This window comes from Pseudomonas brassicacearum (assembly GCF_000585995.1).
Classification (GTDB): domain Bacteria; phylum Pseudomonadota; class Gammaproteobacteria; order Pseudomonadales; family Pseudomonadaceae; genus Aquipseudomonas; species Aquipseudomonas brassicacearum_A.
In genome coordinates this window covers 1,280,573-1,292,828 of sequence record NZ_CP007410.1, presented here as the reverse complement: position 1 = coordinate 1,292,828, position 12,256 = coordinate 1,280,573, and the positions used below count along the sequence as shown (strand labels likewise).

Here is a 12,256-nt window from a genome sequence, read left to right as displayed (position 1 = left end):
TCCGAACTCCTTCATCAATCTTTGCGGCCAGGAACGGCTCGGGATTGTTTCGAGAAAGGTTGTATTTATGCACCGCAGGAATCTGCTCAAGGCCTCCATGGCCTTCGCCGCCTACACAGGGCTTTCAGCCTCCGGGCTCATGGCCGCACGTGCCTGGGCTGCTGACCAGACTGCCGACGGCGAAGCCCGTCCCTTCGATTTCAACGCCCTGAAAGACCAGGCCCGACAATTGGCCGCAAGCCAATACGTCGACACCAAGCAAGTCCTGCCGCAAACCCTGGCCCTGATGTCGCCCCTGCAATTCAACGCGATCCAGTACGACGCCAACCACTCGCTGTGGAATAAGCTCGACGGTCAGCTGGACGTGCAGTTTTTCCACGTCGGCATGGGCTTCAAGCAGCCGGTGCGCATGTACAGCGTCGATCCCAAGACCCGCCTGGCTCGTGAGGTGCACTTCCGCCCGGAGCTGTTCAACTATGAGAAAACCACGGTCAACACTTCGCAGCTGACGGGCGACCTGGGGTTCTCCGGTTTCCGGGTGTTCAAGGCGCCGGAGCTGGATCGCCACGACATCCTTTCGTTCCTGGGGGCCAGTTATTTCCGTGCCGTGGACGCCAGTGGCCAGTACGGGTTGTCAGCCCGCGGATTGGCCATCGATACCTACGCCAAGAAGCGCGAGGAATTTCCGGACTTCACCAAGTTCTGGTTCGAAACCCCGGAAAAAAACAGCACCCGCTTCGTGGTCTACGCGCTGCTCGATTCCCCCAGCGCCACCGGTGCCTATCGGTTCGATATCGATTGCCAGCCGACCCGCGTGGTGATGGAGATCGACGCGCACATCAATGCGCGTACCGCCATCGAGCAACTGGGTATCGCCCCCATGACCAGCATGTTCAGCTGCGGCACCGTCGAGCGGCGCATGTGCGACACCATTCACCCGCAAATCCACGACTCCGACCGCCTGGCCATGTGGCGCGGCAACGGCGAGTGGGTCTGCCGTCCGTTGAACAACCCCGCCACCCTGCAATTCAATGCCTTCGCCGACAATAATCCGAAGGGCTTCGGCCTGGTGCAGACCGACCATGACTTTGATAGCTACCAAGACACCGTAGACTGGTACAGCAAACGTCCCAGCCTATGGGTCGAACCGACAACGGCGTGGGGCGAAGGCTCTGTCGATCTACTGGAAATTCCTACGACCGGCGAAACCCTGGATAACATCGTCGCGTTCTGGACCCCGAAAAAACCGGTGGCCGCAGGTGACTCGCTGAACTATGGCTACAAGCTCTACTGGAGTGCCCTGCCGCCGGTGAGCACCGACCTGGCCCATGTCGACGCGACCCGTTCGGGCATGGGTGGCTTCATCGAAGGCTGGGCGCCCGGCGAGCATTACCCTACCGTCTGGGCACGGCGTTTCGCCGTGGACTTCAGCGGCGGCGGCCTCGACCAGTTACCACCAGGCACCGGCATCGAACCGGTGGTGACCTGCTCCCACGGCGAAGTGAAGGACTTCAATGTGCTGGTACTGGATGCGATCAAGGGTTACCGGATCACCTTCGACTGGTACCCGACCGACGACCGCGTAGACCCGGTGCAGATGCGCCTGTTCATTCGCAGCAAGGACCGGACCCTGAGCGAGACCTGGCTGTACCAGTACTTTCCGCCGGCGCCGGATAAGCGTAAGTATCCCTGATGGTGATTCGGCGCTTGGGCTGGCCCCATCGCGAGCAAGCTCGCTCCCACATGGGATCTGTGGTTTACAGAAATCCCTGTGGGAGCGAGCTTGCTCGCGATGAGGCCGGTACAACCACCGAATAATCCAGCCCGATAAACAAAAGCCCCGGCCAACACGACCGGGGCTTTTTTTTTCATCCCTCACTCAGTCGCGCAAATCAGACTCATGAATCGGCTGGTCCCGATGCGTGGCCCGCTGGTACTGCGCCGGCCATGTAGCCTTGCGTCCACCCAGGTCATCATCGGCATGCAGGGCCCAGTACGGATCGCGCAGCAATTCCCGGGCGAGGAAAATGATGTCGGCCTGGCAGGTGCGCAGGATGTGCTCGGCCTGGGCCGGTTCGGTAATCATGCCCACAGTGCCGGTGGCGATTTCCGACTCCTTGCGCACCCGTTCGGCAAAGCGTGTCTGATAACCCGGGCCGGTGGGAATCTCCGCATTGGCGGCAGTGCCACCCGATGACACATCGATCAGGTCCACCCCCACCGCCCTGAACCGCCGCGCCAGTTCCACGGTTTCATCCGGGTTCCAACCGTCCTCGACCCAATCGGTGGCAGAGACGCGAACGAATACCGGCAACTCCTCGGGCCAGACGGCCCTCACCGCTTCGGTCACCTGCAGTACCAGGCGGATGCGGTTCTCGAACGAGCCGCCGTATTGGTCGCGCCGCTGGTTGCTCAAGGGCGACAGGAATTGATGCAGCAGATAGCCGTGGGCCGCATGGACCTCGACCACCTTGAAGCCGGCCGTGAGGGCGCGCTTGGCCGAATCCACGAACGCCTGGATAACCCCGGCGATCTGCCCTTCGTCCAGTTGGGCTGGCGGGGTGTGCTGCGGGTCGAAGGCAATCGGCGACGGGCCGACCGGAAGCCAACCGCCGTCCTCGGGTTTCACGCTGCCATGCTTGCCCAGCCAAGGTCGCCAGGTGCTGGCCTTGCGCCCCGCGTGGGCCAACTGGATGCCCGGCACGGCCCCTTGGGCGGTGATGAAACGGGTGATGCGTTGCAACGGTTCGATCTGTTCATCGTTCCACAACCCCAGGTCCTGGGCGGTGATACGGCCATCAGCGGTGACAGCGGTGGCTTCGGTGAATACCAGGCCGGCGCCGCCCACGGCGCGGCTACCAAGGTGCACCAGGTGCCAGTCGTTGGCCAGGCCATCGGCGCTCGAGTACTGGCACATCGGCGACACCGCGATGCGATTGGGTAGGGTCAATTGGCGAAGGGTATAGGGTTCCAGCAGCAGACTCATGGGGCACCTCTCGAATCAGTGGGCAGGCTCCAGGGTTCTGTTTGAAAAGTCGACGAGTGACAAAAGGTGCAACACCCGCCCCCGCGGGCAAATAAATTCGACAAGACGTCACAAGGGCTATCAAGCAGTGCTTAGAGCCTAGTCGACAACCTGGAAGGAGGGAGGGTTCATAACTTAAAAACCGGCAGGGTGGCGCAATGCTGGTCACTCACGGCTTGCCTGAATCTTTGTGGCGAGGGAGCTTGCTCCCGCTGGGCTGCGAAGCGGCCCTGTTCCAGCCATCACATCGCAAGGGGACGCTGGCGCGTCCAGCGGGAGCAAGCTCCCTCGCCACAGGGGTTCAGGGACTGACAGGCATGCCTAGCGCGGTTCGATATGGGCAATCATCAACTGCACCGTTTCCTGGCCGCGGAACTCGTTGAGATCAAGCTTGTAGGCCAGTTCGACCCAGCGCACGGTGGGGTTCGGCCAGATCTCGCGGTCGATGCCGAAGGCGATGCCATCGAGCTTCACCGAACCGCATTCGCTCTTGAGCACCACCTTCAGGTGCCGCTCGCCCACCACCCGCTGTTCGACCAACTGGAACACGCCGTGGAACATCGGCTCGGGAAAATGCTGGCCCCAGGGCCCGGCGTGGCGCAGCGCCCGGGCCAGCTCGAGGTGAAACTCCTCCACCGCCAACGTGCCGTCCGACAACAGGCGCCCGGTCAGGTCTTCTTCACGCAATTGCCGACGCACTTCAGCGTCGAACGCTTCGGCGAACAACGGGAAATTCGCTTCCGGCAACGTCAGGCCCGCCGCCATGGCGTGACCGCCATACTTGCTGATCAAGGTCGGATGCTGCGCCGCCACCACGCTCAGCGCATCGCGGATATGGAACCCCGGTACCGAGCGCCCCGAGCCCTTGAGCAAGCCGTCCCCGGCATCGGCAAAGGCGATGGTCGGGCGGAAATAGCGCTCTTTCATGCGCGAGGCAAGGATACCGATGACCCCTTGGTGCCACTGTGGATCGAACAGGCACAAACCGAACGGCATCGACTCCACCGGCAAGTCCTTGAGCTGGGCCAGGGCCTCACGCTGCATGCCCTGCTCGATGGATTTGCGATCCTGGTTCATGCCGTCCAGTTGCGCCGCCATCTCCCGCGCCAGGGCCGCGTCGTCGGTGAGCAGGCATTCGATGCCCAGGCTCATGTCGTCCAGGCGCCCCGCCGCGTTCAGACGCGGGCCGAGGATAAATCCGAGGTCCGTGGAGGTAATACGGGAATGATCGCGCTTGGCCACCTCCAGAATCGCCTTGATACCGGGGCGGGCGCGTCCGGCGCGAATGCGTTCCAGGCCCTGATGGACCAGAATGCGGTTATTGGCGTCCAGGGGCACCACGTCGGCCACGCTGCCCAAGGCCACCAGGTCGAGCAGTTCGCCGATGTTCGGCTGGGGTTTGCTGGCGTACCAACCCAGGCTGCGCAGACGGGCCCGCAGCGCCATCAGCACATAGAAAATCACGCCGACCCCGGCCAGGGCCTTGCTCGGGAATTCACAGCCCGGCTGGTTCGGGTTGACGATGGCATCGGCCGCCGGCAGTTCGAGGCCGGGCAAGTGGTGATCGGTGACCAACACCTTGAGGCCCGCCGCTTTCGCCGCCGCCACGCCTTCCACGCTGGAAATGCCATTGTCCACGGTGATCAGCAACTGCGGCTCGCGGGTCAAGGCGACTTCGACGATTTCCGGAGTCAGTCCGTAACCGTATTCGAAGCGATTGGGCACCAGATAGTCGACATGGGCCGCGCCGAGCAGACGCAACCCCAACATGCCCACCGTACTGGCCGTTGCGCCATCGGCATCGAAGTCGCCGACGATCAGGATGCGCTGGCCTTGCTCCAGCGCCACCACCAGCAGGTCAACCGCCGCGTCGATGCCCTTGAGCTGCTGATAAGGAATCAAGCGCGCCAGGCTCTTGTCCAGTTCCGTCTCGGACTGCACGCCACGCGCGGCGTATAGGCGGGTCAACAGGGGCGGCAGATCACCGAGAAATGGCAGGGTGTCGGGTAGCTGGCGGGGTTCTATGCGCATGGGGTGAAGGACATTTATCTGGATAATCGTGAAAATTCTGGCAAGGGAGCTTGTGTGGGAGCGGGCTTGCTCGCGAAAGCGGCGGCACATTCAACATAAATGCAAACTGATCTACCGTATTCGCGAGCAAGCCCGCTCCCACATTGAGTTCACTTGATATCGGGGCGGATCAACCGCGTTCGCCCAGCAACCATTGCAACTGGACTTCATGCTGACCACGGTCGTCGGTCACGAAAATCGTGCCCTCGCTGATCATCACATCCCACTTGATCACGCGAGGCATATCCCGGGCCAGGGTTTCCAGCACTTCCTGGGGCACCGAGGCAATGTTGACGTTTTTCAGGTTCTTGACGGCCGGGATCACCTTGCCTTCCCAGACGCGCAGGCTGCCGTAGGCCAACAGGCTGGTGCGCTCGGTGCGGCGCGAGCACCAGGTCAAGCGATCGGCGTCAGGCTGGCCGACTTCGATCCAGTGCAACACACGGTCATCCAGGCTTTTTTCCCACAGCGCAGGTTCATCGACGTCTGACAGACCACGACCGAATGCCAGCAGTTCGTTGTACCAGAAAGCGTAGGCCAGCAGACGCACGGTCATGCGTTCTTCGGTTTCCGAAGGATGGCGGGCGATGGTCTGCTTCACGCTCTCGTACACACTGCGGTCGAGGTCGGTGAGGTTCAGTTCAAACTTATAGGTCGTGGACGGCTGGGCCATGAACGGGCTTCTTGATACAGAGAAAGGCGGCAAGTCTAACCGATGACGCGGACAATCCACGAATTGCCGACCATCAACCTGCGGCGACAGCGATTGGCCTATGATAAAACGCTCTATTCGTTCTGCCTTTGTCCTACAGGATTGCTCATGTCGCTTACTGCCAAACCCCTTGCCGGCGTCAAAGTCATCGAACTCGGCACTTTGATCGCCGGGCCTTTTGCCTCGCGCATCTGCGGTGAATTCGGTGCCGAGGTGATCAAGGTCGAATCGCCTGACGGCGGCGACCCATTGCGCAAGTGGCGCAAACTTTACGAAGGAACATCGTTGTGGTGGTTCGTCCAGGCACGCAACAAGAAGTCCCTGACGCTTAATCTCAAGCATCCCGACGGCCTGGCGATCCTGAAAAAACTGATCGGCGAAGCCGACATCCTGATCGAGAACTTCCGCCCCGGCGTGCTGGAAAAGCTCGGCCTGGGCTGGGATGTGCTGCATGCACTGAACCCGAAACTGGTAATGGTGCGGCTCTCGGGCTTCGGCCAGACCGGACCGATGAAAGATCAGCCCGGGTTCGGCGCAGTGGGCGAGTCCATGGGCGGCCTGCGCTACATCACTGGGTTCGAGGACCGTCCGCCAGTGCGCACCGGGATCTCCATCGGCGATTCGATCGCCGCCCTCTGGGGCGTGATCGGCGCACTGATGGCCCTGCGTCACCGCGAGGTCAACGGTGGAACCGGACAAGTGGTCGATGTGGCCTTGTACGAGGCGATTTTTGCCATGATGGAGAGCATGGTGCCGGAGTTCGACGTGTTCGGTTTCATCCGCGAGCGCACCGGCAATATCATGCCCGGCATCACTCCGTCGTCCATCCACACCAGCGCCGATGGCAAACACGTGCAGATCGGCGCCAACGGCGACGCGATCTTCAAGCGCTTCATGCAGATCATCGGCCGTGACGACCTGGCCAATGATCCGCAACTGGCCAGCAATGATGGTCGCGACAGCCGCCGCGATGAGCTGTACGGGGTCATTGATCGCTGGGTCAACTCGCTGCCGCTCGATGCCGTCATTGAGCAGTTGAACCAGGCCGGAGTGCCGGCCAGTCGGATCTTCAGCGCCGAAGATATGTTCAGCGACCCGCAATTCCTCGCCCGTGAAATGTTTCTGCAGGCCAAACTGCCGGACGGCAAGGCGTTCAAGATGCCGGGGATCGTACCGAAGCTCTCCGACACACCGGGGACCTCCGAATGGGTCGGGCCGGCGCTGGGTGAGCACAATGCACAGGTACTCGGGGAGCTTGGCTACGATGCGCAGCAGATCGCCCGGCTGCGCACCGACGGGGCCATTTGACGCGTCACAGGGGATCTGCCGCGAAGGAAAATCGCTGTCACTGAAGATCAACTGTGGGAGCGAGCTTGGCTCGCGATGGCGTCGGTTCAGTCGACTGATACTGACTGGCACACCGCAATCGCGAGCAAGCTCGCTCCCACAAGGGTTCAGCGCTGCTCAGTAGCAGAGCGGGCTAAAAACCTTGAACGCCAGACAAAAAGAAACCCCGAGAAGTGGGGAGACGACTCGGGGTTAAACGTGACCATATTTGAGGTCAGTACAACAAGCGACAAGCACCGGAGCACAATGCTCGCTCTTGCTGGTAAAAGGTCTGACTCACCGGGACGTAAGAAGGTTCCCACAAAATATCGTTCAATTCGGGATGGCCATCGCCTTGTGGCGCGCCAGATTACGCAGCGCCGCAATCACACAGGGCTCCAGGCGGCCCTCGGCAATCAGTACATCGCGATGCAAGCCATCGACCACGTCCGTCAATTGGCGCTTGTCGGTCAATTGAGCCTGGTTGAACACCCGCTCGACCATGATGCTCCCCACGGTATTCTTCAACGTCACCAGGCATTCGCCCTTGGCGCCGAAGGGAGTCAGCGTGACCTGATACGGGCTCAAAGCCTCACCTAGCAATAGGCTGATACTTTCCATTCGCTCACCCTTCAATAGTCCGAAAACAACTGCATGTTCACAGTAAGTGACCCTGGGCCACAGCAGAAAGTTCGCCAGCGCACCGAACCGGCGCGCCTCAAACCTGTTCAACCGAGCATGCGCGTCCAATATGACAGGGAAACAACAATCTTCACTTGAAGCCATTTTCGTCGCGACCGGTCTTATTCAAGCGAAGAGCTTGTCGGTGCGGCTCCAGCGGCGCCCGACATCGATCCATCCGCCCAGGATTCCGCGCAACTGCCCATCGGCTCCGTAGAAGGGCACCGACCAGTGGTAGATTTCCCGCAATCCGCCGCTGAACATCAACTGACGGTCGACGAATCGGGACTGGCCGGTTCGCAACTGCTCCATCACCTCCCCATGCAGCAGCTCGGCGGTGGCCGGCGGGAACGTCGGGGAGTCCGTCAGCCGCCTGCCCCGCAGCTTTTCGAAGCGCGTCGCCAGCTGGTCTTCGTAACTCTTGTTGCACATGACCAGGCGCCCTTCGAGATCACGGATGAAAATCGGATCGGGAATGGCATCCATCAGGGCTCTCTGGAGCACCAACTGGTCCTTGAGGACCGCTTCGGCCTTGAGGCGCTGATCGATCTGTATCTTCAGGCGACGGTTCCACAACAGGGACAGGAAGCCGAACAACACGACCACGGTCACGCACCAGTAGCCCCAACGGGACATACGCAACCAGATCGATGGCGCCTGGATGGGGGCAATACCCGCCATCCACTTGGCGCGCAGGGCGCGCATGTCCTCGGCCGGGAAGACTTCCAGTGCTTTATTCAAGATACCGAGCAACGGAGTCAGGTCTTGGCGCACCGCCAGGTAGTCCGGTTCCCACTTGCCCTCAAGGCCACTTCCTACCTGCAACTGCCCAGCCGGATACAGATGCACCCCCGTTTCATTTTCAATGGTGGCGTAGGCCTCCCGACTCTCCACCAGCGCCCGCGCCTCCCCATACGTCTTGGTCGTGCGCAATTCGATGGCCGGGTAGTCGCGCCTGATTTCCGTCTCCAAGGCATGCCGTGCCGGCAACGCCAGGACCTTGCCCTCCAACTGCTTCAGCGAATGGAGTACCGACTCCCCGTCACGGCCGACGAACACCCAGCCGGAACCGCCAAACGCATGGCTGAAACTGAGGAAATCCCGGCGTTCATCGTTCATCGCCAGGAGAGTCGTCATATCAGCCTCGCCATTCTCCAGCATCGTCAGCAACTGCCCCGGGGAGAACGACTCGCGATGCACGAATTCAAGCCCGGTCATTTGCGCAATGCGCTGGAGAATTTCATGGTTCAGCCCGTCCCACTGCCCCAGTTCATTCTTGAACAGGTACAGCGGAAACTGCATCGAAGCGACGATGACCCGCGGGTTCTCCTTGATCCACTTCAATTCCTGCGCATCCAGCACCAGTCGCTCGCCAGGGTCGAGCGGCGGCGCTTCGAAGGTCGCCAATTGTGCCGCATTGCCCCCCTGTCCCCAGTACAACAGGACCAGGCCCATCACCCAGCCCAGCGCTGGTTTTCCTTTGGTAAAAAACAACATCTGCATTTCCTTCGAGATGACTCGCCCGTCCCTCCAAGGGCGAAAACCCGGCCAGTTTGGCATGCAGAAACAAGAAAGCCCGTCAGGAGACGGGCTTCAAAATGTGACAGGTTTCAGCGGTTAAAGTGGCTTGCCGCGGTTGCCATGCTGGCTGACAAAGGCTTGCACGGCTTTCAGGTCATTAGGCAACACAGTGCAACGCTCATCTCGCTCAAACAAATCAGAAAGATGTGCAGGTAGCTCAAGCGCTTTTCCTACGCCCGCCTTCTGCACCGCTTCCGGAAACTTAACCGGATGCGCGGTGCCCAGGATCACCATCGGAATATCCAGGCTGCGACGGCACTCACGGGCGGCTTTCACGCCGATAGCGGTGTGCGGATCGAGCAATTCACCGCTCTGCGCAAACACTTCGGCAATGGTTTCGCAGGTTTGCGCATCGTCCACCGCCAGGGAGTCGAACAGCTTGCGGGCTTCGGTCCAGCGCTCAGGCTCGACGCTGAAACCGCCGCCCTGCCGGAAGCTGTCCATCAGGCCGGCAATCGCCGCGCCATTGCGACCGTGAAGGTCGAACAACAGGCGCTCGAAGTTCGACGACACCATGATGTCCATGGACGGCGACAGCGTGGCGTGCAGGGTTTCCTTGACGTACTGGTTACCGCTCATGAAGCGATGCAGGATGTCGTTGCGATTGGTGGCGACGATCAATTGATTGATCGGCAGCCCCATGTTGCGCGCCAGGTAACCGGCGAAAATATCGCCGAAGTTGCCGGTAGGCACCGAGAACGACACGGAACGGGCCGGGCCACCCAATTGCAGGGCCGCGTGGAAGTAATAAACGATCTGGGCCATGATCCGCGCCCAGTTGATCGAGTTCACCGCCACCAGCCGCGTGCCCTTGAGGAAACTCTGGTCGGCAAAACTGGCCTTGACCATCTCCTGGCAGTCATCGAAGTTGCCTTCGATGGCGATGTTGTGGATGTTATCGCCGAAAATCGTCGTCATCTGCCGACGCTGCACTTCCGAGACACGGTTGTGCGGGTGCAGGATGAAAATGTCGACGTTCTCGCAATGCTTGCAGCCTTCGATGGCGGCCGAACCGGTGTCGCCGGAGGTGGCACCGACAATGACCACACGCTCGCCACGCTTTTGCAACACATAGTCCAGCAGGCGACCGAGCAGTTGCAGGGCGAAGTCCTTGAATGCCAGGGTCGGGCCGTGGAACAGCTCCATCACCCATTCGTTACCGTTGAGCTGACGCAGCGGTGCGATGGCGTTGTGGGAAAAGACGCCGTAGGTCTCTTCCAGAATCTTCTTGAAGTCGGCGTCCGGGATGCTGCCGGTGACGAACGGGCGCATCACCCGGAAGGCCAACTCGTGATACGGCAGGCCGGCCCAGGAGGCAATTTCTTCCTGGGTGAAACGCGGCAGGCTTTCCGGCACATAGAGGCCGCCGTCCGTGGCCAGGCCGGCCAGCAGGACATCTTCGAAATTCAGGGCCGGTGCCTGGCCGCGGGTGCTGATATAGCGCATAAGGGCAAACCTTCGGTTTGAGCTGCGAGCTGTAAGCCACAAGCGACAAGTAAAAGCGGGGCTGCTCTTGACGTGTCGCTTGCAGCTAGCCGCTTGTAGCTGCTTTAGTTCAAATGTTCAACGCGGATACGGACCACCGGACCCACGACGCCCTGCAGGGCCTCCAGCGCAGTGATCGCATCATTGATGCGCTGCTCAACCACACGGTGGGTCAGCAGGATCATCGGCACCAGGCCATCGTGCTCCTCGACTTCCTTCTGCATGATCGACTCGATGTTGATGCCACGCTCCGAAAGAATGCTCGCCACCTGGGCCAGGACGCCCGGATGGTCCTTGGCCTGGATACGCAGGTAGTAGGCACTTTCGCATGCTTCGATCGGCAGAATCGGATGATCCGACAACGAGTCCGGCTGGAAAGCCAGGTGCGGCACACGGTTTTCCGGATCGGAGGTCATGGCGCGAACCACATCCACCAGGTCGGCCACCACCGAGGAGGCCGTCGGCTCCATGCCGGCACCGGCGCCATAGAACAGGGTCGAGCCGGCGGCATCGCCATTGACCATCACCGCGTTCATCACGCCGTTGACGTTGGCGATCAGGCGGTCGGCCGGGATCAGCGTCGGGTGCACGCGCAGCTCGATGCCGCTGGCGGTGCTGCGAGCCACACCCAGGTGCTTGATGCGGTAGCCCAAGGCTTCGGCGTAGTTCACGTCAGCGGTGGTCAGCTTGGTGATGCCTTCGGTGTAGGCCTTGTCGAACTGCAGCGGAATACCGAAGGCGATGGACGCCAGGATGGTCAGCTTGTGCGCCGCGTCGATGCCTTCCACGTCGAAGGTCGGATCGGCCTCGGCATAACCCAGGGCCTGGGCTTCGGCGAGCACGTCTTCGAAGGTGCGACCCTTCTCGCGCATTTCGGTCAGGATGAAGTTACCGGTGCCGTTGATGATCCCGGCCACCCAATTGATGCGGTTGGCGGACAGGCCTTCACGGATCGCCTTGATCACTGGAATACCACCGGCCACGGCGGCTTCGAACGCAACGATCACGCCCTTCTCGCGAGCCTTGGCGAAAATCTCATTACCGTGAACAGCGATAAGCGCCTTGTTCGCGGTGACCACATGCTTGCCATTCTCGATGGCCTTGAGTACCAGCTCGCGGGCAACGGTATAGCCGCCCATCAGCTCTATGACGATGTCGATCTCAGGGTTCGTGGCCACTTCGAAGACATCGTTGGTAATCGCAATACCGGTCGTCTGGAACTGAGGCTTTGGCGTGCGCATGGCAATTTGTGCCACTTCGATTCCACGCCCGGCACGCCGAGAAATCTCCTCGGCGTTGCGCTGAAGTACGTTGAAGGTGCCGCCACCGACGGTACCTAACCCACAGATGCCTACTTTGACCGGATTCACTCTTGA

At 60.9% G+C, this 12,256-nt stretch carries 9 protein-coding genes; 2 read left to right on the top strand and 7 right to left on the bottom strand.

The features are described from left to right. The first annotated feature begins 67 nt into the window (after nt 1-67). Nucleotides 68-1,693: a glucan biosynthesis protein D gene (locus tag CD58_RS05500; protein WP_025212054.1), complete on the top strand. Its 1,626-nt coding sequence runs from the start codon at nt 68-70 to the stop codon at nt 1,691-1,693. 186 nt (nt 1,694-1,879) lie between these two features. Here the strand turns inward: CD58_RS05500 and CD58_RS05495 are convergent, their stop codons facing one another. The 3 genes from CD58_RS05495 to CD58_RS05485 form a co-directional block, all read right to left on the bottom strand. Then, nucleotides 1,880-2,986: an NADH:flavin oxidoreductase/NADH oxidase gene (locus CD58_RS05495; RefSeq protein ID WP_025212053.1), complete on the bottom strand. Its 1,107-nt coding sequence runs from the start codon at nt 2,984-2,986 to the stop codon at nt 1,880-1,882. Nucleotides 2,987-3,346: 360 nt separating this feature from the next. Beyond that, entirely contained in the window at nt 3,347-5,056 is a 1,710-nt protein-coding gene (recJ, locus tag CD58_RS05490) for a single-stranded-DNA-specific exonuclease RecJ (RefSeq protein ID WP_025212052.1), read from the bottom strand. A 169-nt stretch (nt 5,057-5,225) separates the two neighbouring features. Further along, on the bottom strand, nt 5,226-5,768 hold the full coding sequence (locus CD58_RS05485; RefSeq protein ID WP_025212051.1) for a YaeQ family protein: 543 nt from the start codon (nt 5,766-5,768) through the stop codon (nt 5,226-5,228). A 147-nt stretch (nt 5,769-5,915) separates the two neighbouring features. On the opposite strand from CD58_RS05485, the gene CD58_RS05480 reads away from it, so the two are divergent. Further along, nucleotides 5,916-7,115 (top strand): CaiB/BaiF CoA transferase family protein, encoded by a 1,200-nt coding sequence (locus CD58_RS05480; RefSeq protein WP_025212050.1) that lies wholly within the window; start codon nt 5,916-5,918, stop codon nt 7,113-7,115. 351 nt (nt 7,116-7,466) lie between these two features. Here CD58_RS05480 and CD58_RS05475 read toward each other — a convergent pair whose 3' ends face one another. The 4 genes from CD58_RS05475 to CD58_RS05460 form a co-directional block, all read right to left on the bottom strand. Next, nucleotides 7,467-7,754, bottom strand: a complete 288-nt coding sequence (locus CD58_RS05475) for a DUF3509 domain-containing protein (protein WP_025212049.1) — start codon at nt 7,752-7,754, stop codon at nt 7,467-7,469. 186 nt (nt 7,755-7,940) lie between these two features. Then, the gene (locus CD58_RS05470) at nt 7,941-9,311 is read right to left on the bottom strand and encodes a transporter substrate-binding domain-containing protein (RefSeq protein WP_025212048.1); all 1,371 of its coding nucleotides are present in this window, start codon (nt 9,309-9,311) and stop codon (nt 7,941-7,943) included. A gap of 120 nt (nt 9,312-9,431) precedes the next feature. After that, nucleotides 9,432-10,841 carry a threonine synthase gene (thrC, locus tag CD58_RS05465; protein WP_025212047.1) on the bottom strand — a complete coding sequence of 470 codons (1,410 nt, stop codon included), beginning with the start codon at nt 10,839-10,841 and terminating at the stop codon, nt 9,432-9,434. 104 nt (nt 10,842-10,945) lie between these two features. Then, complete coding sequence (locus tag CD58_RS05460; RefSeq protein ID WP_025212046.1) at nt 10,946-12,250, bottom strand: homoserine dehydrogenase; 1,305 nt, start codon at nt 12,248-12,250, stop codon at nt 10,946-10,948. Nucleotides 12,251-12,256: the final 6 nt, after the last annotated feature.

What these genes read in the sequence shown, in the direction of transcription:
- CD58_RS05500 (WP_025212054.1), top strand. Translation starts at nt 68, where the DNA reads ATGCACCGCAGGAATCTGCTCAAGGCCTCCATGGCCTTCGCCGCCTAC.
- CD58_RS05495 (WP_025212053.1), bottom strand. Translation starts at nt 2,986, where the DNA reads ATGAGTCTGCTGCTGGAACCCTATACCCTTCGCCAATTGACCCTACCC.
- recJ (WP_025212052.1), bottom strand. Translation starts at nt 5,056, where the DNA reads ATGCGCATAGAACCCCGCCAGCTACCCGACACCCTGCCATTTCTCGGT.
- CD58_RS05485 (WP_025212051.1), bottom strand. Translation starts at nt 5,768, where the DNA reads ATGGCCCAGCCGTCCACGACCTATAAGTTTGAACTGAACCTCACCGAC.
- CD58_RS05480 (WP_025212050.1), top strand. Translation starts at nt 5,916, where the DNA reads ATGTCGCTTACTGCCAAACCCCTTGCCGGCGTCAAAGTCATCGAACTC.
- CD58_RS05475 (WP_025212049.1), bottom strand. Translation starts at nt 7,754, where the DNA reads ATGGAAAGTATCAGCCTATTGCTAGGTGAGGCTTTGAGCCCGTATCAG.
- CD58_RS05470 (WP_025212048.1), bottom strand. Translation starts at nt 9,311, where the DNA reads ATGTTGTTTTTTACCAAAGGAAAACCAGCGCTGGGCTGGGTGATGGGC.
- thrC (WP_025212047.1), bottom strand. Translation starts at nt 10,841, where the DNA reads ATGCGCTATATCAGCACCCGCGGCCAGGCACCGGCCCTGAATTTCGAA.